At 62.2% G+C, this 24,202-nt stretch carries 26 protein-coding genes; 12 read left to right on the forward strand and 14 right to left on the reverse strand.

The window, feature by feature from the left end; all coding sequences use genetic code 11:
- Positions 1-247 precede the first annotated feature (247 nt).
- Entirely contained in the window at positions 248-1,825 is a 1,578-nt protein-coding gene (locus ACYU8T_RS09970) for a lysine--tRNA ligase (protein WP_461159787.1), read from the reverse strand.
- Between the two features lie 152 nt (positions 1,826-1,977).
- Between ACYU8T_RS09970 and ACYU8T_RS09975 the strand changes: the two genes are divergently transcribed.
- The 3 genes from ACYU8T_RS09975 to ACYU8T_RS09985 are packed head-to-tail and all read left to right on the forward strand — an operon-like array spanning position 1,978 to position 5,697.
- The gene (locus tag ACYU8T_RS09975) at positions 1,978-2,355 is read left to right on the forward strand and encodes a PilZ domain-containing protein (RefSeq protein WP_461159320.1); all 378 of its coding nucleotides are present in this window, start codon (positions 1,978-1,980) and stop codon (positions 2,353-2,355) included.
- Between the two features lie 52 nt (positions 2,356-2,407).
- A complete protein-coding gene (locus ACYU8T_RS09980; protein WP_461159321.1) occupies positions 2,408-5,158 on the forward strand; it encodes an ATP-dependent DNA helicase in 2,751 nt (916 codons plus the stop codon).
- Positions 5,155-5,697: a SixA phosphatase family protein gene (locus tag ACYU8T_RS09985; protein ID WP_461159322.1), complete on the forward strand. Its 543-nt coding sequence runs from the start codon at positions 5,155-5,157 to the stop codon at positions 5,695-5,697. Before ACYU8T_RS09980 ends, ACYU8T_RS09985 begins: the two co-directional genes overlap by 4 nt.
- Before the next feature lie 205 nt (positions 5,698-5,902).
- Here the strand turns inward: ACYU8T_RS09985 and ACYU8T_RS09990 are convergent, their stop codons facing one another.
- The 5 genes from ACYU8T_RS09990 to rpmF form a co-directional block, all read right to left on the reverse strand.
- A complete protein-coding gene (locus tag ACYU8T_RS09990; RefSeq protein ID WP_461159323.1) occupies positions 5,903-6,265 on the reverse strand; it encodes a MerR family transcriptional regulator in 363 nt (120 codons plus the stop codon).
- 70 nt (positions 6,266-6,335) lie between these two features.
- Positions 6,336-6,632, reverse strand: a complete 297-nt coding sequence (gene ihfA, locus ACYU8T_RS09995; protein WP_097092398.1) for an integration host factor subunit alpha — start codon at positions 6,630-6,632, stop codon at positions 6,336-6,338.
- Between the two features lie 126 nt (positions 6,633-6,758).
- Entirely contained in the window at positions 6,759-7,727 is a 969-nt protein-coding gene (locus ACYU8T_RS10000; protein ID WP_097092399.1) for a beta-ketoacyl-ACP synthase III, read from the reverse strand.
- Positions 7,724-8,749, reverse strand: coding sequence for a phosphate acyltransferase PlsX (plsX, locus tag ACYU8T_RS10005; protein ID WP_236575140.1), 1,026 nt, complete (start codon positions 8,747-8,749; stop codon positions 7,724-7,726). Before plsX ends, ACYU8T_RS10000 begins: the two co-directional genes overlap by 4 nt.
- A gap of 65 nt (positions 8,750-8,814) precedes the next feature.
- Complete coding sequence (gene rpmF, locus ACYU8T_RS10010; RefSeq protein WP_022682012.1) at positions 8,815-8,994, reverse strand: 50S ribosomal protein L32; 180 nt, start codon at positions 8,992-8,994, stop codon at positions 8,815-8,817.
- Positions 8,995-9,203: 209 nt separating this feature from the next.
- On the opposite strand from rpmF, the gene ACYU8T_RS10015 reads away from it, so the two are divergent.
- Positions 9,204-9,635: an MAPEG family protein gene (locus tag ACYU8T_RS10015; protein ID WP_461159324.1), complete on the forward strand. Its 432-nt coding sequence runs from the start codon at positions 9,204-9,206 to the stop codon at positions 9,633-9,635.
- Between the two features lie 4 nt (positions 9,636-9,639).
- Here the strand turns inward: ACYU8T_RS10015 and ACYU8T_RS10020 are convergent, their stop codons facing one another.
- The 4 genes from ACYU8T_RS10020 to ACYU8T_RS10035 are packed head-to-tail and all read right to left on the reverse strand — an operon-like array spanning position 9,640 to position 11,554.
- Positions 9,640-10,296 carry an MBL fold metallo-hydrolase gene (locus ACYU8T_RS10020; RefSeq protein ID WP_461159325.1) on the reverse strand — a complete coding sequence of 219 codons (657 nt, stop codon included), beginning with the start codon at positions 10,294-10,296 and terminating at the stop codon, positions 9,640-9,642.
- 38 nt (positions 10,297-10,334) lie between these two features.
- On the reverse strand, positions 10,335-10,760 hold the full coding sequence (locus ACYU8T_RS10025; RefSeq protein ID WP_097092403.1) for an RrF2 family transcriptional regulator: 426 nt from the start codon (positions 10,758-10,760) through the stop codon (positions 10,335-10,337).
- A gap of 51 nt (positions 10,761-10,811) precedes the next feature.
- A complete protein-coding gene (locus ACYU8T_RS10030; RefSeq protein ID WP_097092907.1) occupies positions 10,812-11,168 on the reverse strand; it encodes an ArsC family reductase in 357 nt (118 codons plus the stop codon).
- Positions 11,169-11,173: 5 nt separating this feature from the next.
- The gene (locus ACYU8T_RS10035; RefSeq protein WP_097092404.1) at positions 11,174-11,554 is read right to left on the reverse strand and encodes a RidA family protein; all 381 of its coding nucleotides are present in this window, start codon (positions 11,552-11,554) and stop codon (positions 11,174-11,176) included.
- Positions 11,555-11,690: 136 nt separating this feature from the next.
- On the opposite strand from ACYU8T_RS10035, the gene ACYU8T_RS10040 reads away from it, so the two are divergent.
- Both ACYU8T_RS10040 and ACYU8T_RS10045 read left to right on the forward strand, forming a co-directional pair.
- Positions 11,691-12,044, forward strand: a complete 354-nt coding sequence (locus ACYU8T_RS10040) for a hypothetical protein (RefSeq protein ID WP_247229741.1) — start codon at positions 11,691-11,693, stop codon at positions 12,042-12,044.
- Positions 12,045-12,373: 329 nt separating this feature from the next.
- Positions 12,374-12,721, forward strand: a complete 348-nt coding sequence (locus ACYU8T_RS10045; protein ID WP_461159326.1) for a thermonuclease family protein — start codon at positions 12,374-12,376, stop codon at positions 12,719-12,721.
- A 9-nt stretch (positions 12,722-12,730) separates the two neighbouring features.
- Here ACYU8T_RS10045 and ACYU8T_RS10050 read toward each other — a convergent pair whose 3' ends face one another.
- The 3 genes from ACYU8T_RS10050 to ACYU8T_RS10060 form a co-directional block, all read right to left on the reverse strand.
- A complete protein-coding gene (locus ACYU8T_RS10050) occupies positions 12,731-13,342 on the reverse strand; it encodes a glycine zipper 2TM domain-containing protein (protein ID WP_461159327.1) in 612 nt (203 codons plus the stop codon).
- A 159-nt stretch (positions 13,343-13,501) separates the two neighbouring features.
- Positions 13,502-15,046: a P-loop ATPase, Sll1717 family gene (locus ACYU8T_RS10055; protein ID WP_461159328.1), complete on the reverse strand. Its 1,545-nt coding sequence runs from the start codon at positions 15,044-15,046 to the stop codon at positions 13,502-13,504.
- Between the two features lie 3 nt (positions 15,047-15,049).
- A complete protein-coding gene (locus tag ACYU8T_RS10060; RefSeq protein ID WP_461159329.1) occupies positions 15,050-16,105 on the reverse strand; it encodes a ribonucleotide-diphosphate reductase subunit beta in 1,056 nt (351 codons plus the stop codon).
- An 89-nt stretch (positions 16,106-16,194) separates the two neighbouring features.
- Between ACYU8T_RS10060 and ACYU8T_RS10065 the strand changes: the two genes are divergently transcribed.
- Positions 16,195-16,449 (forward strand): DUF2171 domain-containing protein, encoded by a 255-nt coding sequence (locus tag ACYU8T_RS10065; RefSeq protein ID WP_097092910.1) that lies wholly within the window; start codon positions 16,195-16,197, stop codon positions 16,447-16,449.
- 67 nt (positions 16,450-16,516) lie between these two features.
- Here ACYU8T_RS10065 and ACYU8T_RS10070 read toward each other — a convergent pair whose 3' ends face one another.
- Positions 16,517-18,451: a ribonucleoside-diphosphate reductase subunit alpha gene (locus ACYU8T_RS10070; RefSeq protein WP_461159330.1), complete on the reverse strand. Its 1,935-nt coding sequence runs from the start codon at positions 18,449-18,451 to the stop codon at positions 16,517-16,519.
- A gap of 534 nt (positions 18,452-18,985) precedes the next feature.
- Between ACYU8T_RS10070 and ACYU8T_RS10075 the strand changes: the two genes are divergently transcribed.
- From ACYU8T_RS10075 to ACYU8T_RS10095, 5 genes are all read left to right on the forward strand, one after another.
- Positions 18,986-19,648, forward strand: a complete 663-nt coding sequence (locus ACYU8T_RS10075; protein WP_461159331.1) for a glutathione S-transferase family protein — start codon at positions 18,986-18,988, stop codon at positions 19,646-19,648.
- 89 nt (positions 19,649-19,737) lie between these two features.
- Positions 19,738-20,097, forward strand: coding sequence for a DUF4440 domain-containing protein (locus ACYU8T_RS10080; RefSeq protein WP_461159332.1), 360 nt, complete (start codon positions 19,738-19,740; stop codon positions 20,095-20,097).
- A 93-nt stretch (positions 20,098-20,190) separates the two neighbouring features.
- Positions 20,191-21,711, forward strand: a complete 1,521-nt coding sequence (locus ACYU8T_RS10085) for a fumarate hydratase (RefSeq protein WP_461159333.1) — start codon at positions 20,191-20,193, stop codon at positions 21,709-21,711.
- Between the two features lie 239 nt (positions 21,712-21,950).
- The gene (locus ACYU8T_RS10090; protein WP_461159334.1) at positions 21,951-22,970 is read left to right on the forward strand and encodes a fatty acid desaturase family protein; all 1,020 of its coding nucleotides are present in this window, start codon (positions 21,951-21,953) and stop codon (positions 22,968-22,970) included.
- Between the two features lie 262 nt (positions 22,971-23,232).
- Positions 23,233-24,153, forward strand: a complete 921-nt coding sequence (locus ACYU8T_RS10095; protein ID WP_461159335.1) for an EamA family transporter — start codon at positions 23,233-23,235, stop codon at positions 24,151-24,153.
- The last annotated feature ends 49 nt before the right edge of the window (positions 24,154-24,202 follow it).

Here is a 24,202-nt window from a genome sequence, read left to right on the forward strand (position 1 = left end):
TCACGCATGACGAGCGGCTCCGGGCGAAAGTCCGGAGCCGTTTTCATGTGAGCGACCAGCGTCCAGAGACGAAGATACGCAACGGCGCGCAGCACCTACACAGGTCAGCCAAATTGTGGAAAAGCCCCTTGGCCGCGCCGCCCGTCTCCGAGCGGGCGCGGCCGATGACGCGCGCAGGGCACGCCATCAGTCCGAAAGGGGGTGGACCAGAATAGGAACGCTCACCTGCTGTGAATGTTCCCGTAGGTCAGCTCAGCGCTTCGGCGATCAGGCGACGGCTATTGCCGATGCCGTAGAGCGCAATGAAGCTTCCCATCCGTGGCCCCTGATCAGCACCCAGCAATGTCTGGTACAGCGCCTTGAACCAGTCCCGCAGTTCGGCAAAGCCGAAGGCTTCGTCCTTGCCGATGGCATAGACGATATTCTGGATGTCCTCAGCCGTCGCGCCGTCATCCAAAGCCGCCAGTTCGTCGTCCAGCCTGCGCAAGGCGGCTGCTTCATTGGCTTCGGGAGCGCGGCGCTTCAGCGTCGGCGCGACGAAATCGCGATGATAGGCAAGCGCATGCCCGATCAGCGCATCCAGTTCAGGGTAGGTCTCCGCACTGGCGCCCGGAACATAATTTTGCAGATATCCCCACACCTGCTCGCGGCTGGCATCCCCCATCACGCCGACCAGATTGAGCAGCAGCCCGAAGGTCACCGGCAGCTTTCCTTGCGGCAGCTTGCCGTCATGGATGTGGTGCACCGGATTGCCGAGTTGCTGCTCTACCGGCTGGTTGGGATAATTGCCGCGGAACTGCCAATATTCGTCCACCGCGCGCGGGATCACGCCCATGTGCAGCTGCTTGGCCTTCTTCGGTTCGCGATAGGCGTAAAAGGCCAGGCTTTCCTGCGGCCCGTAGGTCAGCCATTGCTCGAGGCTGAGGCCGTTGCCCTTGGACTTAGAGATTTTCTCTCCCTTTTCATCCAGGAACATTTCGTAGTTGAAGCCCTCGGGCGGACGAGCGCCGAGCGCGCGGCAGATCCGCGAGGACTGTGTGACGGAATCGATCAGATCCTTGCCCGCCATTTCATAGTCGACGCCCAGCGCGACCCAGCGCATCGCCCAATCGACCTTCCACTGCAGCTTCGCGCCGCCCGAGAGGATCGACTGTTCGACGATCTCGCCCTCATCCTCGAAGCGCACCAGCCCTGCGTCGGCGTCCAGCACCTCGACCGGCACCTGAAGGACGATGCCGCTCTTCGCGGAAATCGGCAGCACGGGCGAATAGGTCACCTGCCGTTCCTTGCGCAGGGTCGGCAACATGATGTCCATGATGTCCTGATAATGACGCAGGACATTCCTGAGCGCATCGTCGAACGCACCGGACGTGTAGCGATCCGTGGCCGAGACGAACTCATAGTCGAAGCCGAAGCGGTCGAGAAAGTCGCGCAACATCGCATTATTATGGTGCGCAAAGCTTTCGAACTTTTCGAACGGGTCGGGCACCTGCGTCAGCGGCTTGCCGAGATGTTCGGCCAGCATCGCCTGGTTCGGCACATTGTCCGGCACCTTGCGCAGCCCGTCCATATCGTCGCTGAACGCGATCAGGCGCGTGGGTATGTCCGACAGCGCATGATAGGCGTTGCGGACCATCGTCGTGCGCAACACTTCGTTGAAGGTCCCGATATGCGGCAAGCCCGACGGGCCATAGCCGGTTTCGAACAGGATATGGCCTTTTTCAGGCGCGCCATTCTGGTAGCGCTTCAGCAGCTTGCGCGCTTCTTCATAGGGCCAGGCCTTGGACGCCTGAGCGGCGGTGCGGACGATATCGGACACAGTCATGATGCAGATGCCCCTAGCCTTGGCAGCCGCGAAATGGAACGGCTTTCCGCGATCCCTGTTTGCCGCCCGCGCTTCGACCGCGACAGTCATGTTTAACCTTGATTAACTATGATGCGGCATATTCCCCCGATCGAAGGGGGATTACAGGCACCATGCATATCGCGCGCACTCGCCAACGCATAATTGTCGACATCGACATCGTCGTGACAACCGTGCTCGACAGCCTGGAGGGCAGCATCGTCGACCTGAGCGAAGGCGGCGCCTTGATCCGTGGATGCAGCTTGGCGGCTCGCAGCCAATGCCAGATCGGCTTTGAAGGGCAGATCGTCTTCGCCACGGTGCAGTGGTCCGAACCCGATCGCATGGGCGTCCGCTTCCCCTATGAGCTGGTGGACGGCCCGCTGTTCGACATGCTGGAGATGGCGCGGACCCGCCTGCGATCGCCGCTCGCACATAAGCGTGGCGAAGGCGCATTCATGGCCCGTCCCTTCCTCTCGCAACCAAATGGATTTGGCCGCCGCGCAAGCTGAATCGCGCCTTTTTCCGGTTTCCCTTTTGTTCCCGCTCGCCTAAGCGACGGGAGTGATCGACGCGACTGCCCTGCCCGCCCTTCATGCCAGCCATGGTGGGATCTGGCTGCGCGAGGGCGGAAACACGCAGGCGGTCGCCAAGGGAGCGGCCATCGCCTGCGCTGCCGAAACCCCGACCTTGCTGCTCAACGCACCGCTCACCGGCCAAAGGCTCGGCTATCCCGAACTCAATGGCCTCGACCTGCTGGAGCTGTGGGCTTTCGTTCATCCGGCCCGCTTCCTCGTGCCAACGCCCAAGGGTTTGGCCGAATCGCTTGGCCTGGAGCGGCCGGGCAGCGAAGCGGACATTCCGCAACTGCTGCAAGCCGCGACCGCAGCGCTGCTCGACATTCTCGGCTCGCCGGCATGGGCCGAGCGCGAGGGCGGCTGGACCTCCGCCCAGACGCTTCTCCGCCTCCGCTGGCCGTGGGCGCCACTGGTCACGCCCCGGATAAACCGACCGCCCGAAGCGGAACGCTGGCTGTTCTCCCGCTTGCCTGAATGGGAGGAAACGCCCCCGCGTCCAGCGCCGCGCACCATCTCGCTCGATGAAGACGCGGTACTGGCGCGGCTGGCCCATCTGACCGGCAGTGCGGCGGAAGCCCGGCCCGGACAGCGTGCCTATGCCGCAGCCGCCGTGGAAAGCTTCCGCCCGCGCCAGCATCGGGATCAACCCAACATGCTGCTGGCGGAGGCGGGCACCGGTATCGGCAAGACATTGGGTTATCTCGCCCCGGCGTCGCTCTGGGCATCGGAGGCGCAGGGCACAGTATGGATATCGACCTATACCAAGGCGCTCCAACGGCAGCTTGACCGGGAAAGCCTGCGCCTTTTCCCCGATCCGGCGACGGCGGCGCGCCGCGTGGTGGTGCGCAAGGGGCGGGAAAATTATCTCTGCCTGCTGAACCTGGAAGATGCGCTCCAAGGCGGTTTTTCCGGCCGGGCGGCGATCCTAGCCCAACTCGTCGCGCGCTGGGCGGCGTTCAGCAAGGATGGCGACATGGTCGGCGGCGACCTGCCTGGCTGGCTGCCGACGCTGTTCCGCCGCAACGGATCGACGGCGCTGACCGACCGCCGGGGCGAATGCATCTACGCAGGCTGCCCGCATTACCGCAAATGCTTCATCGAACGGTCGGCGCGCGCTTCGGCAGATGCGGACATCGTCATCGCCAATCATGCGCTCGTCATGATCAACGCGGCGCGTGGGCGGGAAACCGGTCAACGGCCCCAGCGCATCATCTTCGACGAAGGCCATCATCTTTTCGACGCGGCCGATTCTACCTTTTCCGTCGCCCTGTCAGGGCAGGAAGCGATCGAACTGCGCCGATGGGTCATGGGTCCGGAAGGCAATTCGCGGGGCCGCAGGCGCGGCCTTGCCGCCCGCCTATCGGACCTCGCCAGCTATGATGCGGAAGGCGGCGACGCGATTCGCGCCGCAGCGGATGCGGCCCGCGCCCTGCCCGCCGACGAGTGGCTGAAGCGGATCGTCGCGGGCGAGCTTTTCGGGCCGCTGGAACAGTTGCTCGCCGCAGTGCGCGGCACCGTCTATGCCCGCGCAGCCGACGTGGGTGAGGCGGATGCGGGCTATGGCCTGGAAACCGAAGTTGCAGAGCCCGATGGCCCGCTCGTGGAAGCGGCTCAGGAAGCCGCGCTTGCGCTGGATGCTTTGCTCCGGCCGCTGAACCGGCTGGGCAAGCGGATGGAAGCGGTCATCGAGGATGCGCCCGATTGGCTGGACGGCGCGGCCCGGGCACGGATCGAAGGCGCGATCGCCTCGCTTGGCTGGCGGCGCGACCTGATCGCTGCATGGCTGGCGCTGCTTGCCCGGATCGGCGGCCCGGCTGACGCGGATTTCGTCGACTGGATGACGGTCGACCGGATCGAAGGGCGGGAATATGACATCGGCATCCACCGCCGCTGGCTGGACCCGACCCGCCCCCTTGCCGAAGCCGTGCTGAAACCGGCGCAGGGCGTGCTGGTCACATCGGCAACGCTGAAGGGCGGCGGCGATTGGGACAATGCGGAAAGCCGCAGCGGGGCCAGCCATCTTCCACGCGGCGCGGAACGGTTCGAGGCGGCAAGCCCGTTCGACTATCCCGGCCGGGCCGAAGTGCTGATCGTCACCGATATCAAGCGCGGGGACATTGCCGCGCTGTCGGGCGCCTATGGGCGGCTGATCGAGGCGGCGGGCGGCGGCACGCTGGGCCTGTTCACCGCGATACGGCGTCTGCGCGCGGTCCATGCGCGCATCGCCGACCGTCTGGCGCGGGCGGGCCTGCCGCTCTACGCCCAGCATGTCGATCCGATGGACACCGGCACGCTGATCGACATCTTCCGCGATGATCCCCGCGCGTCGCTGCTCGGCACCGACGCCTTGCGCGACGGGGTCGATGTGCCCGGCCATTCGCTGCGGCTCGTCGTGATGGAGGGGGTTCCCTGGTCGAAGCCGACGGTGCTCCACGCCGCGCGCCGATTGGCGGGCGGTGGCGCAGCCTATGATGACCGGCTGATCCGCGCGCGTCTGGCCCAGGCCTTTGGCCGCCTCATCCGCCGCGCCGAGGATCGCGGCAGCTTCGTCATATTGTCCGCCGCCATGCCCAGCCGGTTGCTGAGCGCCTTTCCGCCAGGCACCCCCATTCGCCGCGTTACCCTGGACGAAGCGATCATTGCGGTGAGCGCCCATTCCCGCGCTGGCCATGGCCACGGCATGTCGCTAGGGCAGCAGGAAGACGAATCCGGCACCCACGACCTGGAGCAAAGATGAAGCGGTTGACCCTGTTGCGCCACGCCAAGTCCGACTGGGACGATCCGGTAGAGCGGGATTTCGACCGGCCGCTCAATCGGCGCGGGGAAAGGGCGGCGCTGCTGATCGGTCAGTTTGCGCGCAGCCGGAAGATGCAGTTCGACCATCTCGTCGCGTCCCCCGCGGTCCGGGTGGTGCAGACGCTTGACACGTTTCTGGAAGGCTATGGCCAGCCGCTCGATCCCCATTGGGATCGGCGCATCTACCTGGCGTCGGTCGCGACATTGCTCGACGTGTTGCGCGATCTGCCCGACACAGCCAGCAGCGTCATCCTTGCGGGCCACAATCCGGGCTTGGAGGAACTGATCCTCGAACTGGTGCCGGACGATGGCGCCAGCCCGCTCCGCGACGATGTCGAAGTCAAGTTCCCCACGGCCAGCCTTGCGGTGCTGGACCTGGAGATCGATGCCTGGGCAGATGTCGCACCGAACGCGGGCACGCTGGTAAGCTTCACCCGGCCCCGTGACCTGGACCCCGCGCTCGGCCCCGAATCGCGTTAAGATTTACTGCTCTGAGGCGACCCAAGGCCTCTGCTAGGGCGGAATGTGCCCCTCTGGACACTCAAGCCGTTCGGGCTGAGCCCTTCGACAGGCTCAGGACATGCTTGTCGAAGCCCTGTTCTTCTTCAGTAAGGAGTAAGGCCCTTCGACAGGCTCAGGGCGAACGGTTCGGGAGATAGCGCCTTTTTAAAGCACAAAGCTCCTCTTAGTCTCCAATGGCCTTTGCCAAAGCTGCGCGGATTGCCAGTAGCCGATCCAGCACATCCGCCCCCTGCTCCGCCTTGGTGGGGACAGCAGCAACCGGAGCAGCGACGGGACTTGGCGAAGCCAGCCCATCGGCCAGCGCCTTCTGCGCGCCCCGCACGGTAAAGCCTTCCACATTCAACAGTTGGTTGATGCGCCGGACAAGTGCGACATCGGCGGGCCGGTAATAGCGGCGATTACCCGAGCGCTGGAGCGGACGCAGTTGGGGGAAGCGCGTTTCCCAATAGCGCAAGATATGCTGCGGCAGCCCCAGTTCCCCGGACAGCTCACTGATTGTCAGGAATGCACCTTCTGCCTTTTCCATCGCATGATGTTGCACCTATCGCGGCGCAAAGGTCAACCGTGGGAAAAGCGTGTCGGCCCCGCCGCCTGCGTCAGGATGCAGCGACGCGGTCGCGCATGGTCTGGCTGGCGCGGAAAGTCAGCACGCGGCGTGGCTCGATCGGCACCTCGACCCCGGTTTTCGGGTTACGCCCCATCCGCTCGGTCTTGTCGCGCAGGACGAAGGTGCCAAAGCTCGATATCTTCACATTTTCGCCGCGTTCGAGCGCGGACGTCATATGCTCCAATATGGACTCGATAAGCGCCGCCGCTTCGGATCGGGAGAGGCCGATGTGCCGGTTGACGCTTTCCGCCAGATCCGCGCGTGTCAGGGTGCCATTGCCAGTCATCGAAAGTCCCCACCTTCATCCGCCGGTCAAATGCCGACGCCAATGGTAAATCCTGCGATAACATAAGCGATTCGGCAAGATGGTCAGCCGAAGAAATCTAAAGAATTCCGGGGTATATACCTTGGGTTAGACCCGCAGGACGCACGCGCCCCAGGTGAAGCCGCCACCCATCGCTTCCAGCACCAGCAAGTCGCCCGGCTTGATCCGCCCGTCCCTCATCGCCAGGTCAAGCGCCAATGGCACCGAAGCGGCAGAAGTATTGGCGTGACGATCGACCGTCATCACCACCCGGTCCGGCGACAATTTCAGCTTGCGCGCAGTGGCGTCCAGGATGCGGGCGTTCGCCTGATGCGGAATCAGCCAGTCGATCTGGTCCGTGCCGAGGCCAGCGACTTCCATCACTTCGGTCAACACGGACGCCAGGTTGACTACGGCATGGCGGAACACTTCCTGCCCCTTCATGCGGAGCTTGCCGACCGTCTTCGTCGTCGAGGGGCCGCCATCGACGTAGAGCAGTTGGTTGTGCCGCCCATCGGCATGCAGCTTGGCCGCCAATATGCCGCGCGCACCATCCGCGCTTTCTTCAGCGCCAAGCACGATCGCGCCCGCGCCGTCGCCGAACAGGACACAGGTCGTCCGGTCTTCCCAGTCGAGGATGCGGCTGAACGTCTCGGAACCGATGACGAGCGCGCGTTGCGCCGCGCCAGAGCGGATCATGCTGTCCGCAACCGTGACGGCATAGAGAAAGCCGGAGCACACAGCCGCCACGTCGAATGCCACGCAATCATCGATACCGAGCGCGGCCTGAACGATGGTCGCGCTCGCGGGGAAGGTCTGGTCCGGGGTGGCCGTCGCAAGGATGATGAGGTCGATGTCCTGGGCGGCGAGGCCTGCTGCCTCCAGCGCCGCCTTGGCGGCATCGGTCGCGAGGGTCGAGGTCGTCTCGCCATCGCCCGCTATATGGCGGTTCCGAATGCCTGTGCGTTCGACGATCCATTCGTCGCTCGTATCCACGGTTTCCGCCAGTTCAGCATTGCTGACGGCGCGAACCGGGAGAGCTGACCCCGTACCCAGAAGAACGGACCTGCGAATCACTTTGCGGCGAGCTCCTGCTTGGACGCCACGCCCGAAAGCGCGCTGACACCCGCCATGTCGGCGGCGATGCGTCGCGTGATATCTTCTTCCAACAGCCGGGCGGCGACATGGACCGCGTTGGCGACGCCCTTGTCATTGGCGCTGCCATGACTCTTCACCACCACGCCATTCAGCCCCAGGAAGACCGCGCCATTATGATTGTTGGGGTCCAGATGGTGCTTCAGCAGATGCATGGCGGGCTTGGAAATCAGGAAGCCGATCTTGGACCGGATCGAGCTGGTAAAGGCCGTGCGCAGCAGGTCCGTGACGAAGCGTGCCGTCCCCTCCGCCGTCTTCAATGCCACATTGCCGGAAAAACCGTCGCTGACGATCACGTCAGCCTCGCCACGGCCGATCTTGTCGCCTTCGGTAAAGCCGTCGAATGACAGGGGAAGGCTGGTGGCGGCGCGCAAGATGGCGGCGGCGTCACGGATTTCCTCCGTGCCCTTCATGTCTTCCGTGCCGATGTTCATGATGCGGACGCGGGGGCGTTCCAGATCGAACGCGATGCGCGCATAGGCCGCGCCCATCACGGCGAATTGCACGAGGTTGCGGGCGTCGCACTCGGTATTGGCGCCCAGGTCCAGCATGACCACGTCATTGTCGCCCAGCGTCGGCAGCAAGGCCGCCAGGGCAGGCCGGTCAATGCCGGGCATGGTGCGCAGAGCGAGCTTGGCCATCGCCATCAATGCGCCCGTGTTGCCGGACGACACGGCAGCGCCCGCCTCGCCTGCCTTCACGGCGGCGATGGCCATGCTCATGGAGCTGGCCTTCTTGCGGATCGCGACGCTGGGCTTGTCCCCGGCCGACACGACATCGCTGGCGTGCACGACTTCGGACGCGGCCCGTAGATTGGGATGATTGTCGAGGGCGGCCTTGATCCGCGCCTCGTCTCCGAAAAGGGTGAAGCGCAGCCCTTCGTGGCGGTGACGGGCGAGCGCAACACCCGCCATCATCACGCGCACTCCTTCATCCCCGCCCATCGCGTCGATTGCGATTCGCGGTTGGCTGGACACTTCAGGACACCTTTGCAGGAGAGAGGGTGTCGTCAGGCCCCGACGGCAACGACTTCGCGGCCGTTATAGTGGCCACAGCCCTCGCACAGATTGTGCGGGCGCTTCAGTTCACCGCAGTTCGAGCATTCCTGATAGGCTTCGACGCGCAGCGCATCGTGGCTGCGGCGCATGCCACGGCGGGACGGGGAAGTTTTCCTCTTTGGGACAGCCATGTCGGCACCTTATTCCATAATTAAATCTGGTTGAGCGACTGGCCGATATCCGAGGAATGCCGACGCCACAGGCGCCGCAGACCATGCGGCCCGGGTGATCGCGAAGCCCTGCGCCTATAGCGCTTTTTGATCCCGGCGCAAGTCCTTCCTTGCCCTTGGCGGCATCCCGGTTACCCTGCTCATCAGAGAGAGAAGGGGAGAAGACCATCATGCTGTTGCCGATCACGCTGACACTGGCCGCCGCCTGCGCTTTTGTGGACCTGTGGCTGGCGACGCGATGCGTACGGATTCGCATGTCAGCCAAGACGCTGCACGGCGATGGCGGAAACCCTCTGCTCGCCCGCCGGATGCGTGCCCACGCCAATTTCACCGAATATGCGCCGCTAGTCCTCATCCTGTTCGCGCTTGTCGAACTGGCGCTTGGCTCGCCGCTATGGCTTTGGATCGCGGCATGCGCCTTCATCATCGCACGCGTCGCTCATCCGATCGGCATGGACGGTGACAGCCCGTCCCCTGCCCGCGCAGTCGGCGCGCTTTTGACTTGGGTCGTCATGGCGGGACTGGCGATCGCAGCGCTCTATGCCGCATACAGTGCGACCCGCGCCGTTCCGGCTCCTCCGGCCCTTGCCGCCCAGGTCTAAGCGGTCAGGCCAGCACGGCGTCCCCGACAAAGGGGTTGGTGCGGCGTTCATGGGCGAAATTGCTCATGGGGCCATGGCCGGGCACAAAGGCCGTGTCGCCACCTAGCGGCCACAGCTTGCCCGTGATCGCGTCGATCAAATCCTGATGATTGCCCATCGGGAAGTCGGTGCGGCCGATCGATCCTTGGAACAGCACGTCGCCCACAATGGCGAGCTTGCTGGGCGCATGGTGGAAGACCACATGGCCGGGCGTGTGGCCGGGGCAGTGATAGACATCCAGCACCAGCTCACCCACCTTCACCTGGTCGCCGTCGGCCAGCCAGCGGTCGGGCTCGAAGATCTTGCCGTTCACACCATAGTTGCGGCCATCTTCCTCCAGGCGGCTGATCCAGAAGCGGTCCGCCTCATGCGGTCCTTCGATCGGCACGCCGAGTTCCTTGGCCAGGGTCCCCGCCTCGCCGCAATGGTCGATATGGCCGTGCGTCACCAATATCTTTTCGATCGTCACGCCCTGCTGCTCGGCGGCGGCTTTCAGCCGTGGCAGGTCGCCGCCCGGATCGACGAACGCGCCGCGATTGGTGGCCGTGCACCAAAAGAGCGTGCAATTCTGCTGCAAGGGCGTGACAGGGATAAGCGCGGCTTTGAGCGGAGGCGTAGTCATGCCGGAGATGTGGCGAAGCCGCGCGCCAGGCGCAAGGGCTACTCGGCCTCTTCCATCGCCAGCGGCTCGGCCAGGCTGATGCTGTCGAGCACCCGCGCCGTCTCGTCGCGCACGCGCAGCATCACGCGGTGCAGCCTGCATTCCGATTCGGGCAGGCAGTTGGTGCAGGTTTCATGCGCGAATCGGCTCGCGCAAGGGGTGAGCGCCAGCGATCCCCGCGTCAGCCGCACGATGTCGCCATAGCTGATGTCGACGGGCGCCAGCGCGAGCCAATAGCCGCCGTCGCGCCCCCGCTGCGTCGCGACCAGCCCCTCGCGCGACAGTTCCGACAGGATCACCGTCAGGAATTTGGCCGGAATATTCTGCCGCGTCGCGATCTCGTTCAGCGGCACGGGCCCCTGGCGGTAGCGGTCGGCAAGATGCTGGAGAGCGCGGATGGCGTAACGGGTCTTCTGCGAAAGCATGATCCCGTTATTCGCCCCCGCGCCTCATTTGACAAGCCGCCGCGCAGCCGGTCAGGCCTTTACGCCGCTCAGCGCCTCTTCATAGGTCGTCGCCTTGAAGCCCACGATGGTCCGGCCGCCCACGTCCAGGATCGGCCGCTTGATCATGGAGGGGTTGGCGCTCATCAGCAGGATAGCCTTGTCCGCATCGATATGCGCCTTGTCGCCCGCGTCCAGCGCCTTGAAGGTGGTGCCGGATCGATTGAGGATGGTTTCCCACCCATGTTCCATCACCCATTCCTCCAGCTTGCCCTTGTCCACGCCCGACACCTTGTAGTCGTGGAAGCTGTAGGAAACGCGCTCATTGTCCAGGAAATTGCGCGCCTTCTTGATCGTGTCGCAATTCTTGATGCCATACATGGTGATCATGGCCATCACCCCTTGAACGCGGTGACTTCGACTTCGACCTTCATCTCCGGCTTGATAAGGCCGGTGACGATGCAACTGGCCGCCGGGCGGATCTCGCCGAACACCGGCGCCGTCGCCTTGCCCAGCTCGTCCCAATAAGCCGGGTCGGTGATGTAATAGGTCACGCGCACCACGTCGGCGAAGGAAAAGCCCGCCTCCTCCAGCGCCTTGCCGATCACCTTCAGCGCGTTGCTCGTCTGGTCGACGACGCTTTCGGGCATCGCCTTGGTTTCGGGATCAGTGCCGGTGGTGCCGGCGACGAAGCACCAGTCGCCCTGGACGACAGCGCGGGAATAGCCGACCTGCGCCTCGAAAGGCGAGCCCGAGGAAATGAGCGTGCGGGACATGGGGGGAGTTCCTTCGAACGGAAACGGATGGGGATTGGCGCGGCTCTTGCCCCATGCCGCCGCTCGCGTCCAGCGGCTTTTGGGCGGGGAGGAACGGCGGCGGGACTGATCCGTTGAGGGGGCAAGGAGACATGCCATGGACGCAAATGAGAAAGACCGCTTCCCCGATATCATTGAGGAAAATGACGAGCAGCGCGACGAAGGATCACAGGCGCAGACCGTCACCGACGACGCCCGCGTCCGCAGCACCGACCTGTCCGAAGACAGCGAGCGCGGCGGCAGCACCAACCCGGCCCAGATCATCCCCGACGACACCCCCGACCTTGTCGAGCGGATGGAGGAAATGAACCGGTCCGGACATATGGATTTCGACGCTTTCTCCGGCGAACCCCAGATGGATGACGAGGAAAGCGCCCTCGGCCAAGTCGATACCGAGAATATGGACGATGAAGACGACATGATGGGGGACGGCACCGAAGAGGAAGGCTAAGGCCCTCCCCCATTCGCGCCGGAACGGAGGGAAAGCGGATCAGCTTCACGGCGCGGCAATGATGTGCGGCGGGCTAGGTGGACATCATGTCCTACCCGCCCCGCAGGCCCCGCCGCCACAGGCATCTCCGCCTCGTCCACGCAAGCGCTCGGCCTCGGTACAGCGCGCAAGCACCGCGCACCTGCTTCAACGGCTTTTTGGCCGCGTTCCTGATCATCGCATCAGGACTTTGGGCCGGAGGCGACCTTCTTCCGTCGCTGCCTGACGCCAGATTCAGCCCGTCACCGAGTTCCATCCCGCAAGAACGGTCGCAAGCTGCATCCTTGGCCATGTGCGATGACGGCTACGCCAGCGACTGCGTGATCGACGGCGATACCTTTCGCCTGGGGGGCGAAACCATTCGGATCGCTGACATCGATACGCCGGAAACCCATCCGGCCCGCTGCCCGGAAGAAGCGTCACTCGGCGCCCAAGCGACCGAGCGGCTGCGGCAGCTGCTCAACGCGGGCCCCTTCATGCTCCAATCCATCGATCGCGACCAGGATCGCTACGGGCGATCATTGCGGATGGTCATGCGGGGGGATCAGTCGATTGGAGCGATGCTGGTCGCAGAAGGGCTGGCGCGGCCCTGGATGGGGTCACGCCAGCCCTGGTGCCCCAATGACAGCAGGGGTTAACGGCAAGCGTTAGCGGCAGCTCACGCCACCGCGATCGATTTCCCGCCCGAGCAGAGCGCCCGCGCCACCGCCAAGCAGCGTCGTCAGCAGGTTGGAGCCGCCGCGATCCAGCTGGTTGCCGAGCAGGCCGCCCAGCGCCGCGCCGACGATCAGGCCGGTGGTGCCGTCCGAGCGGCGGCAATAATAGCGGTCGTCATAGCCGCGATAGATGCGCGTGTTGCGCGTCACCCGGATCGGCTCATAGCCGCTGCGATAATAGCGATCGGGACGATAGCGGGTGCCATAGCGGCGATCCGGGCGGTTCCAATCATAATTGTAGACGGTCTTGCCGGGGCGCTTCCACCGATTGTCGCGGCGATCCTCCCGATAGTCGCGGCGTGCTTCGCGGACATCCCGGCGATAGTCGCGGCGGGCGTCGCGCCGGTCCTCGCGGAAGTCGCGCCGCGCGTCGCGGATGTCCCTGCGCCGATCATTGCGCGCGTCCCGCTGTTCCCGCGCAAAATCCTTCGCATCGATCCGCACATCGCGGCCTTGCGCCAAAGCAGGGGTCGCAGCAACGCTAGTCAACGTCATCGCACCCAGCGAAAAAGCGGCGATGGCGCGCTTGATCGAGAAACTCATGTGATGCTCCTTGCCATATTTATCAGGCTATGGAGCTAAACTCATGGATTGGGCGGACGTTGCATGAACGGAATAGAACGGGCGCTCTAAACTAAGGGGATCGGTGAACTTCGACAACGCTTCAGCAATTCCACACTCTTCAAATTCTCGGCCCGACGATCATACGCAATGTTGATGTAGAGACGTGACCTCTCCGGCATCGAAAATATGACCGCATTCATCGCATGAGGCCTCACCTTGCTCACGGATCATAAGATGAGTGCATTTTGGGCAGACGTGCGCATGACCTTCAATTATGTCTTGAAAGTCATGCCCCGACATACACACTACAGCCAAGCGTACATCAGATAACGAATATTGATGTAAAGGACGATTTCCGGGATTTTCTAATTCTCCTGATTTGACAACCGCCCCAACATTGAGAAAATTTTGTATCTTATTTCTTGCAGCCTGATGACTTATTCTAAAGATATCGTTCGCCAATTCGCCTATTGTAAACGATGGCAAGCCAATTTTTAATAGATCGTCGATCCTATTTCCATACAATTCTCGTGACCTTTCCCGACTGAACTTAGAAATGCCACGCTCGACACTAACTTTGTTAATCGGGCCTACAGAGTCTTCAACACGGGTATGTTCGTCTACGATCCTTCCAACAAGGCGAATAACGTCTCGTGGAGATCCTTTGCCGAGAGCGCACGCCATCTTGTGAAGATCCCAATCAACGGTTGAGTCTTTCAAATTATTCAGACTTGCTACTCTGCCATTAGAGTACGCCTTCAGGCGTTTACTTAACATGTCCTCTAATTCGGCCTGCGACCAGTTCAGCGTATAAACCGGAATTCTATCTCCTCGGAAACTCGAAGCACCAAGGTAGGCGTCAATCTGATCCCACAAAAACAACTTAAAAGCACAATCTTTTGTTTCGAGTAGATAAAGATCACTGATGAGAGGTTCAATAAACTTAAAGGCACTTTCCGCATCATTTAAAAGTTGCGGAATTTCATCAACTCTATCGACAAGAATGTAGACGGCAGAAAATCCGAACCCTCTTACGATCGAAATGAGCCTCTCGAATATATATGAGAGCGGTTCCTCTCTCAATTCCGATTCAATTTGCCTAAATTCTGGTTTACCCACCCCCCAGCGTGCTGCCACTGCCATCACAAAGGCCATCATATTATGACCGTGCTTTTTCAGAAAATCAGCCGCCTTCTCTGGCATAGATTTCACTGAGGCAAAGGCCTGCTGGGCATCGGCAGCCGTCAAGCTGCCCAGAAATTGGCTGAAGCAATAAGAGAGGACGCGCTTGTCTGAGGAGGACAGATTCTCACCATGCCCTTCGTCGATTAAGGACGCGATACCAGTCAACATTCTCTGAATTATTTGAGTTAGATGCCAGTCCAAACTCACAGACCTCACGCCAGCCTTAGGCAAGCGACGGAAATTATCGTAAGTTATACAATATACCGGGTTGCTTTGGGTCGTTTCTGCATGTTCTTCCAACATGACTTTTTGGGCAGTTTTGCCACCGCCTCTCGGAGCAAGTATAACGTTGCTCTTTGGATCGCTGGGATCACCTTTAACCGACGAGAAATAGGGCGGCGACACGAAATACTGGGCCAAATTTGGCTCAGTATCTGCGTTTGTGCTCGAAAATGGACTTTCCTGAAAGCCAAATGACTGAAGAAACTTAGCAGACATAGGTTACTCCGCCGCGATCCCCGCAGCCTTGAACATGTCCGGATCGCTCGGCTCATCCACATTGGCGGCACTGCCAGCCTTGAGCGTCTTGCGGCGGTCGAACGCGTCCCACACCTCGTTCCACTGGCCGCGCGTCGCGCCCTTTGAATACTCCGTCGCGCGGGTTTCGAAGAAGTTGGCGTGCTCCACCCCGTTCAGCAGCGGGGTCAGCCACGGCAGGGGATGCTCGTCGATCATGTAGATGGGCTTGAGGCCCAGCTGCCCCAGGCGCCAATCGGCGATGTAGCGGACATATTTCTTGATGTCCTTGGGCGTCATGCCGGGGACGGGCCCCATTTCGAACACGAGGTCGATGAACGCGTCCTCGATCCGCACCGTCTTCTGGCACATGTCCATGATGTCGTCCTTGACGGACGGGGTCAGGCAGTCGCGCTCCTTCACGAAGGCGTGGAACAGCTTGATGATGCCTTCGCAGTGCAGCGTTTCGTCGCGCACCGACCAGGTGACGATCTGGCCCATGCCCTTCATCTTGTTGAAGCGCGGGAAGTTCATCAGCATCGCGAAGGACGCGAACAGCTGAAGCCCTTCGGTAAAGCCGCCGAACATCGCCAGCGTCTTGGCGATATCCTCATCCGTATCGACGCCGAACTGGCTCAGATAGTCATGCTTATCCTTCATCTCCTTATACTGCATGAAGGCCGAATATTCGGTTTCGGGCATGCCGATCGTGTCGAGCAGATGGCTGTAGGCGGCGATGTGGACCGTTTCCATGTTGCTGAACGCGGTCAGCATCATCTTCACTTCGGTCGGCTTGAACACACGGCCATATTTTTCGTGGTAGCAATCCTGCACTTCCACGTCCGCCTGGGTGAAGAAGCGGAAGATCTGGGTCAGCAGATTGCGCTCATGGTCCGACAGCTTCTGTGCCCAGTCGCGGCAATCCTCGCCCAGGGGCACTTCTTCGGGAAGCCAGTGCAGCTGCTGCTGGCGCTTCCAGAACTCATAGGCCCAGGGATATTCGAAAGGCTTGTAGACCTTGCTGGCTTGAAGAAGGGACATCGGGTCGGCTCCGCGAATTAATGGATGTGCGCAACCTGTGCGGGCGCGGGACGTTTGGTCCCCGTCATTCCCGGCACAGGAGCAATATGATGGTTGATCTTACCAGCATCAAGGAACATGCTGAGGTTATCGGCGCTGATGGCGTCCATGTCGGCACTGTCGATCACGTCGAGGGCGATCGTATCAAGCTGATCAAGGCGGATAGCGGCCAGGGAAGTCACTCCGGGCATCATCATTATATCAGTCAGGGACTGATCGCCGGGGTTGATGAGGATGGCACTGTGCGGCTCTCTGCGACCGGTGCCAACGCCGTTCTCTTTGAAGAAGAACAAGACGAGGGGTGACGGCTCCGGGGGCGATTGTGTGGGCGCGGCCGGTGTCGCCACCGCCGCGCCCATCCCCCCCATTAGCTCATTGGCACGCCAGGCATTCGTCATAGTCTGTGCTTCCCCCAGCCAGCTCGAATTTCGGTGCGTCGATCGTGTTGTCGGCTTCCACCCCGCCCGCGAAGCCCGCGCGCTGCACCGACTTTGACCGCAGATAGTAAAGCGACTTGATGCCCAGTTCCCACGCGCGGAAGTGGAGCATCATCAGGTCCCACTTTTCCACGTCCGCCGGGATAAACAGGTTCAGCGACTGCGCCTGATCGATGAAGGGCGTACGATCCGCCGCGAGTTCGAGCAGCCAGCGCTGGTCGATTTCGAAGCTGGTCTTGAACGTGTCCTTTTCTTCCTGGCTCAGGAAATCGAGATGCTGGACGGACCCGCCGCGTTCGAGGATCGAATTCCAGACATTGGTCGAATCCTTCGCCTTGTCGCGCAGGATCTTTTCCAGATAGGGGTTCTTCACCACGAAGCTGCCGGACAGCGTCTTGTGCGTGTAGATGTTCGCCGGGATCGGCTCGATGCAGGCCGACGTGCCGCCGCAGATGATGCTGATCGACGCGGTGGGCGCGATCGCCATCTTGCAACTGAAGCGCTCCATCACGCCCATGTCGGCGGCGTCTGGGCACGGGCCACGTTCGACCGCCAGCTGCATCGAGGCGTCGTTCACCTTTTCGCTGATATGCTTGAAGATGCGCAGGTTCCAGCTCTTGGCCATGGCCCCTTCGAAAGGGAGGCCCCGGGCCTGGAGGAAGGAGTGATACCCCATCACCCCCAGGCCCACTGACCGTTCACGCGCCGCCGAATATTTCGCCCGCGCCATTTCGTCCGGCGCACGGTCGATATAGTCCTGCAGCACATTGTCGAGGAAGCGCATGACGTCCTCGACAAAGACGGGGTCCTTGTTCCATTCGTCCCAGGTTTCCAGGTTCACGGACGAAAGGCAGCAGACCGCCGTCCGGTCATTGCCGAGATGGTCGCGACCCGTCGGCAGTGTGATTTCTGAACAGAGGTTCGACGTCGAAACTTTAAGGCCCAGATCGCGATGATGCTTGGGCATCATGTTGTTCACGGTGTCGGAGAAGACGATATAGGGCTCACCCGTCGCAAGCCTGGTTTCCACCAGCTTCTGGAACAGGCTGCGCGCATCGACCGAACCACGGACGGAGCCGTCCTTGGGCGATTTCAGCTGGAACTCAGCTCCGTTGCGCACCGCCTCCATGAACTCGTCGGTCAACAGCACGCCATGGTGCAGGTTGAGCGCCTTGCGGTTGAAGTCACCGCTCGGCTTGCGGATTTCGAGGAACTCCTCGATCTCCGGATGGGAGATGTCGAGATAGCAGGCGGCCGAACCGCGGCGCAGGCTGCCCTGGCTGATCGCGAGGGTGAGGCTGTCCATCACCCGGACGAACGGGATGATGCCGCTGGTCTTGCCGTTGAGGCCCACCGGCTCGCCGATGCCGCGCACGCTGCCCCAATAGGTGCCGATGCCGCCGCCGCGCGAGGCGAGCCACACATTCTCGTTCCAGGTGTTGACGATGCCTTCCAGGCTGTCGTCGACGCTGTTGAGATAGCAGCTGATCGGCAGGCCGCGGCCTGTGCCGCCATTGGACAGCACGGGCGTCGCGGGCATGAACCACAGGCGCGAGATATAGTCATAGACGCGCTGGGCATGCGCCTGGTCGTCGGCATAGGCCGCCGCGACGCGGGCGAACAGATCCTGATAGGATTCGCCGGGCAGCAGATAGCGGTCCTTCAGCGTGTCCTTCCCGAACTCCGTCAGCAACGCATCGCGGCTGTCGTCGGTCACGACATCGAACCGGCGCGCCTGGATGGACGAAGAGGAAGGCGCAGCCACCTTGGCCGGCGCAGCCTTCTTCTTTTCCGCCACCGTTTCCATAACTTCGTCGATTACCGTCGCCACGTCGCTTGCACCTGTTTGTTCGCAGTCACGAAAATCCATTCGAGCCCCCGAATGTTCCTGTTTCGTTCGATTCGGTCAAGCTTCTTGTCGAGAGCTTGCCCTGCCAGCAGGGAGCCAACCAACTATGGACCGCATGAGGCAAAACGCCTCTCGCCTGGAAAATGGTCCAGCCGGAGCAATCACAATCTGTTGGGTAACCCCCGTTAACCCGATACAAGGGATAGTGCCACAGCTTGCTATGCTTGCAAGAGGATAAATGACGGTTGGAGCACTGCGCGCGGCGGTTCACATGGCAAACATATGACAATGGAACGATCCTGCATCGCAGCGACGCGCGGACTTCCGGCCATCTCGCAAAAGGCAAGGGAAACAATTTGAGAACGAAAATAATTTTGCCTCATCATAGAATTTGCCAGGATCAGGTCAGCACCCTTGTCCCGTTTCGCTAAGGATGGTGGTTCATCCACAACTTATCCACAAGCTGATGTGGATTAACCGTGAATGGGCCAACGCCGAAAAAGCGTGATAAAAGCCGCAATTCCGCACGGACGATGCAGCGCAGAGGCAAAGCCGATGATTCTCTACTATCACCCCCTCTCCTCCTATTGCTGGAAGGTGCTGATCGCCCTTTACGAGCACGGCATTCCGTTCGATCGCCGGATGATGGAGCAGCCGGGCGTTGTGGAGGCATGGCTTGCGCTATGGCCGCTCGGCAAGTTCCCGATACTGCGAGACGAGGCCCGCGACCAGACGGTGGCGGAGGCGAGCATCATCATCGAATATCTGGGGCAGCACTGCTCCGGCTCCTTCCGTCCGATCCCAGCCGATGCGGAAGAAGCGTTGGAGGTCCGGATGATGGACCGGCTGTTCGACAATTATGTGATGACCCCGATGCAAAGAATCGTTGCCGACCGGCTGCGGCCGGAGGAAGCGCGCGACCCGCATGGCGTTGGCGAGGCGCGCATTCTGCTGGGCAAGGCCTATGCGCTGCTGGAAGAGCGGATCGGCGCGCGATATTGGGCCGCGGGTGACGCCTTCACGCTGGCCGACTGCGCCGCTGCCCCTGCTCTTTTCTATGCCGACAAGGTCGAGCCGATGCGCGGCGGTTTCCCGGTGCTGGCCGCCTATCTCGATCGGCTGGAGGCGCGGTCGAGCTTTGCCCGGGTGCTGGAGGAGAAAGAGCCCTGGTGGCACATGTTCCCCTACGCGCAAGAGGCCGCTGACCGGGAGCGATAGGCGGGCCGCCCCATCTCTGCGACCAAGCCGGGGAGCCTTCGCGCTCGCCGGGCGCTTCTTTCACCCGACCCGGCAGAAAGGCGCGACAGATGGACGACCAGCGTGTGTGGCACTTTGAGGAACGGCTCTGGACTGGCGACGCCAGCGATTATGAGCAGTGCATCGATGATGAAAGCCTGATGGTCGTGCCCGCGCCGCCCTTCATCTACAAGGGCCGCGACGCCGCGCACGCGATGGCGCAGACGCCCCGCTGGGACAGCGTCGAACTGACCGAACGGCAGGTGATGCGCCCGCAGGAGGGGCTGATCGTGATCGCCTACATGGCCAAGGCGCATCGGGGCGAGGGTGAGGATTATGAAGCCCATTGCACATCGACCTATCGGCGGCTGGCGCATGAGGAGTGGCGCGTCATCCAGCACCAGCAGACCCCACCGCTGATCGCCAGCTAGGCGCCCAATTCGGCCTACCCTTCCTCTGGACAGCGTCCGCCAAAACCCTATAGCCGGGCGCAAATCGCTATAATGGCCAGAGGACCAGGGTAGATGACCGTCATCAAGACCGCCGATCTGATCGAGAGCGTCGCCGACGCGCTCCAGTTCATCAGTTACTATCACCCGATGGATTACATCCGCGCGCTCGGCAAAGCCTATGAGGCCGAAGCCAACCCCGCGGCGAAGGACGCCATTGCCCAGATCCTGACCAACAGCCGCATGTGCGCCGAAGGGCATCGCCCGATCTGCCAGGATACCGGCATCGTCAACGTCTTCATCAAATGGGGCATGGATTGCCGCCTGGACGACAATAGCCGCTCGATGCAGGATGTCGTCGATGAAGGCGTGCGCCGCGCTTACCTCAACCCCGAAAATCGCCTGCGCGCCTCGATCCTGCGCGACCCGGCCTTCTCGCGCCAGAATACGAAGGACAACACGCCCTGCGTGCTGAACGTCGAAATGGTGCCGGGCAACAAGGTGATCGTGGATGTCGCAGCCAAGGGTGGCGGCAGCGAGAACAAGACCAAGTTCAAGATGATGAACCCGAGCGATTCGATCGTCGATTGGGTGCTGGAGATGATCCCGCAGATGGGCGCTGGCTGGTGCCCGCCGGGCATGCTCGGCATCGGCATCGGCGGCACGGCGGAAAAGGCTGTGGCGCTTGCCAAGGAATCGCTGATGGAGCCCATCGACATGGGCGAGCTCAAGGCGCGCGGGCCGCAGAACGATATCGAGCGCTTGCGCATCGAGATTTTCGACAAGGTCAATGCACTCGGCATCGGCGCGCAGGGCCTGGGCGGGCTTTCGACCATCCTCGACGTCAAGATCTACGACTATCCCTGCCATGCGGCGGGCAAGCCGGTCGCGATGATCCCCAATTGCGCAGCGACCCGCCACGCGCACTTCACACTCGACGGCTCCGGCCCCGCCTATCTGGAAGCGCCCAAGCTTTCCGAATGGCCGCAGGTGGACTGGAAACCAAGCAAGGAAGCGATCCGCGTCGATCTCGACACCCTGACGCCGGAAGTCGTGCAGAGCTGGAAGCATGGCGACCGCCTGCTGCTGAACGGCAAGATGCTCACCGGCCGCGACGCCGCGCATAAGCGTATCCAGGACATGTTGGCCAAGGGCGAGCAGCTGCCGGTCGATTTCAAGGGCCGCGTCATCTATTATGTCGGCCCGGTCGATCCGGTGCGCGACGAGGTGGTCGGCCCCGCCGGTCCCACGACCGCGACCCGCATGGACAAGTTCATGGACATGATGCTTGAAGAGGGTCTCGCCGCCTGCGTCGGCAAGGCCGAGCGCGGCCCGGCCGCAACGGACAGCATCGCCAGGCATAAGAGCGCCTATCTGATGGCGGTCGGCGGCGCGGCTTATCTCGTCGCCCGCGCGATCAAGGGCGCGAAGGTGGTCGGCTTCGAAGACCTCGGCATGGAAGCCATCTACGAATTCGAGGTGCAGGACATGCCGGTAACGGTGGCCGTCGATAGCGAAGGCCAGAATGTCCATCGCCTCGCGCCGCTCGTCTGGCAGGAAAAGATCCGGAAGGAAGGCCTGCTGGAACAGGCCTGATCCCGGTCCCGCGATAAGGAAGAACAGCGACCGCGCCAGACCCGGCGTTGTTCTTCCTCCCGCCGCTTCCACCCACATTGGACAGCGCGAAGCACCTTACCCCCGTCCGCCCTGAGCCTGTCGAAGGGCCTCAGCGTCCTGCCGCCATGCCTTCTCCCAAGCCCCCGCCGTTGACGCAGCGCTGCTGCCCTCATAACGTCGCGGCGCCAGGCTGACGCCGCGCTCGGAGACGCATTCCCGTGGAAGACAACGCCAACCTCTATCCGCCCGGCTATCGCTATGCCCGGCGCGACATGCTGGCGACCGTGCGCAAGCTGTCCGTCATCGACGACCGCCGCAACGCGGTGCTGCTGTGCCTGCAATGGGCTGTCGCGATCGCCGCCGGCGCCGTCGCGATCCGTCTCGACAGCATACCCGTCTATATAGTGGCGGGCTTCATCATTGGATCGCGCATCCAATGCCTGGCGGTGATGATGCATGATGCCTGCCACTCGATGCTGTTCAGCAACCGCCGCATCAACGACTTTGTAGGGGACATTTTCGTCGCCTATCCGCTTGGCTTCAGCATTCACCTGTACCGCGCCAACCACATGCATCACCATCGCTACACGAACACGATGCGCGACCGCGACTATCGGGTGCAGCAACGCGATCCCGATCAGCATTTCCCGAAACGGCCCCTCGCCATGCTGTGGCTGCTGGTGCGCAGCGTGACCGGCCTCAATTTCTATCGCATGGCCCGCGACAGCCGCATCTGGGCCCCCTTCGCCAATTTCCATAATCCGGGGCGCTTCGACTACAACTTTCCCCTCGCTTTGCGCATCCGCTACGTCGTCTGGGCCGTGCTTTTCTATGGCCTGATCCTGATGTCGCCCTGGCGCTGGCAGATATTGGGCCTTCTCCTGATCCCGCAATTCATCTGGGCCAATGTCTTCAACCGGATCAGGGCGATCGCGGAGCATAATGGCGTTGCGAACGAACGAGAACTGAACGGCACGCGGACGATCATCCCGACACTGCTCGACCGGTTCCTGATCGCGCCGCTCAATGTCAGCTACCATCTGGAACATCATCTGTTTCCATCCGTCCCCTGGCAGAATCTGCGCCGGTTGCACGCGCATCTGATGACCGACCCCAATTTCGCCGCCCACGCCCATATCACGCGCAGCTATTGGGGCGTGATGCGGGAGTTGATGCCGCCTTCTACCAAGGATGCGGGCGAACCGCAGGCCACGGCCAGCGCCAATCCGCAGGGCTGAACGGCGCGGCGCGGTACAAGGGAATCTGTGGCCCGGCCACTACAGCATGCGCAAAATCCATCCTATTTCCGCTGCACCGATCAATAATCGCCTGTCCTATTTCGGCAGGGATGCGTATCCCGTCGCTCTACGCGACGTGCCTCGCATCCGCACACGCGCGCTGGGGCACGCGCGCGCATACAGTGTGAACTTCGGGGCAAGAATGGCTGTTTTCCGCCGATCCTCCTCATGACAGCGCCGGGCAAGCCGCTATAGGACCAGCATGATATCTTCGCCCATCTGGCTCCCCGCCACCTTGCTCGCAGGCGCCACCCAGGCCTGGCGCACGGCAGTGCAGCGGCGCGTCAGCAAGAGCCTGTCGGTCAACGCCGCCGGGCTGGTCCGCTACCTTTACGGCTTGCCCTTCGCCCTGCTGCTGCTTGGTGGATATCATTGGGCCTTCTCGACGGCCCTGCCCTCGCCCGAGCCCAAATTCCTGCTCTTCTGCGCTGCGGGCGGCCTCGCGCAGATCATCGCCACCAACCTGCTCATCATGGCCTTTGCCCACCGCAACTTCGTCGTCGGCACCGCTTATTCCAAGACGGAGGCGGTGCAGGGCGCGATCCTATCCTTCCTGCTGATGGGGGAGCGGCTTCATCCCCTTGCCTGGGCGGGGATAAGCTGCGGCGTCGCTGGCGTGATGCTGCTGTCCGCGGGCGGCAAACGCATGGGGCCAGCCGATTTCCTCAGGGCACTCGGCCAACCTGCGGCGCTCACCGGCATCGCTTCGGGCTTCTTCTTCGCACTAACTGCCATTGGCATCCGCCGCGCCACGCAGGAAGTGGGCGGCAGCGACCCGATCCTCGCCGCGCTCATCGTTCTGGTGGTGACGGTAGCGCTCCAGACTTTGATGCAGGGCGGCTATCTGCTGCTGCGCGAACCGGACGAGATGCGCAAGCTCTGGGGAAGCTGGCGCATTTCCGGCCAGGTCGGCCTGCTGTCGGCACTCGGATCAGCCTGCTGGTTTACAGGCTTTGCCACAGCGCCCGTCGCGCTCGTCCGCATCGTAGGACAAGTGGAAATTGCGTTCACGCTTGGCTTTGGCCATTTCTACCTTGGCGAGCGAATGACGCGCAGCGAGGTTCTGGGGCTGCTGTTGGTTGTCAGTGGCGTCGTGCTTGCGCTGGCCGGTTCGCTCTCGTGACGTTGCGAGGCGCGCGAAACTGAATCATGCACGCAAACAAAAAGGGCGG

The sequence above is a fragment of the Sphingobium sp. TomMM35A genome (assembly GCF_054771735.1).

What these genes read in the sequence shown, in the direction of transcription:
- ACYU8T_RS10035 (WP_097092404.1), bottom strand. Translation starts at nt 11,554, where the DNA reads ATGTCCCGCACGCTCATTTCCTCGGGCTCGCCTTTCGAGGCGCAGGTC.
- ACYU8T_RS10045 (WP_461159326.1), top strand. Translation starts at nt 12,374, where the DNA reads ATGTGCGATGACGGCTACGCCAGCGACTGCGTGATCGACGGCGATACC.
- rpmF (WP_022682012.1), bottom strand. Translation starts at nt 8,994, where the DNA reads ATGGCTGTCCCAAAGAGGAAAACTTCCCCGTCCCGCCGTGGCATGCGC.
- ACYU8T_RS10055 (WP_461159328.1), bottom strand. Translation starts at nt 15,046, where the DNA reads ATGTCTGCTAAGTTTCTTCAGTCATTTGGCTTTCAGGAAAGTCCATTT.
- ACYU8T_RS10015 (WP_461159324.1), top strand. Translation starts at nt 9,204, where the DNA reads ATGCTGTTGCCGATCACGCTGACACTGGCCGCCGCCTGCGCTTTTGTG.
- ACYU8T_RS09990 (WP_461159323.1), bottom strand. Translation starts at nt 6,265, where the DNA reads ATGGAAAAGGCAGAAGGTGCATTCCTGACAATCAGTGAGCTGTCCGGG.
- ACYU8T_RS10025 (WP_097092403.1), bottom strand. Translation starts at nt 10,760, where the DNA reads ATGCTTTCGCAGAAGACCCGTTACGCCATCCGCGCTCTCCAGCATCTT.
- ACYU8T_RS10095 (WP_461159335.1), top strand. Translation starts at nt 23,233, where the DNA reads ATGATATCTTCGCCCATCTGGCTCCCCGCCACCTTGCTCGCAGGCGCC.
- ACYU8T_RS10065 (WP_097092910.1), top strand. Translation starts at nt 16,195, where the DNA reads ATGGTTGATCTTACCAGCATCAAGGAACATGCTGAGGTTATCGGCGCT.
- ACYU8T_RS10030 (WP_097092907.1), bottom strand. Translation starts at nt 11,168, where the DNA reads ATGATCACCATGTATGGCATCAAGAATTGCGACACGATCAAGAAGGCG.
- plsX (WP_236575140.1), bottom strand. Translation starts at nt 8,749, where the DNA reads ATGGGCGGGGATGAAGGAGTGCGCGTGATGATGGCGGGTGTTGCGCTC.
- ACYU8T_RS09985 (WP_461159322.1), top strand. Translation starts at nt 5,155, where the DNA reads ATGAAGCGGTTGACCCTGTTGCGCCACGCCAAGTCCGACTGGGACGAT.
- ACYU8T_RS10040 (WP_247229741.1), top strand. Translation starts at nt 11,691, where the DNA reads ATGGACGCAAATGAGAAAGACCGCTTCCCCGATATCATTGAGGAAAAT.
- ACYU8T_RS09970 (WP_461159787.1), bottom strand. Translation starts at nt 1,825, where the DNA reads ATGACTGTGTCCGATATCGTCCGCACCGCCGCTCAGGCGTCCAAGGCC.
- ACYU8T_RS10080 (WP_461159332.1), top strand. Translation starts at nt 19,738, where the DNA reads ATGGACGACCAGCGTGTGTGGCACTTTGAGGAACGGCTCTGGACTGGC.
- ACYU8T_RS10020 (WP_461159325.1), bottom strand. Translation starts at nt 10,296, where the DNA reads ATGACTACGCCTCCGCTCAAAGCCGCGCTTATCCCTGTCACGCCCTTG.
- ACYU8T_RS10060 (WP_461159329.1), bottom strand. Translation starts at nt 16,105, where the DNA reads ATGTCCCTTCTTCAAGCCAGCAAGGTCTACAAGCCTTTCGAATATCCC.
- ACYU8T_RS10050 (WP_461159327.1), bottom strand. Translation starts at nt 13,342, where the DNA reads ATGAGTTTCTCGATCAAGCGCGCCATCGCCGCTTTTTCGCTGGGTGCG.
- ACYU8T_RS10070 (WP_461159330.1), bottom strand. Translation starts at nt 18,451, where the DNA reads ATGGATTTTCGTGACTGCGAACAAACAGGTGCAAGCGACGTGGCGACG.
- ACYU8T_RS09975 (WP_461159320.1), top strand. Translation starts at nt 1,978, where the DNA reads ATGCATATCGCGCGCACTCGCCAACGCATAATTGTCGACATCGACATC.
- ACYU8T_RS10075 (WP_461159331.1), top strand. Translation starts at nt 18,986, where the DNA reads ATGATTCTCTACTATCACCCCCTCTCCTCCTATTGCTGGAAGGTGCTG.
- ACYU8T_RS10085 (WP_461159333.1), top strand. Translation starts at nt 20,191, where the DNA reads ATGACCGTCATCAAGACCGCCGATCTGATCGAGAGCGTCGCCGACGCG.
- ihfA (WP_097092398.1), bottom strand. Translation starts at nt 6,632, where the DNA reads ATGACTGGCAATGGCACCCTGACACGCGCGGATCTGGCGGAAAGCGTC.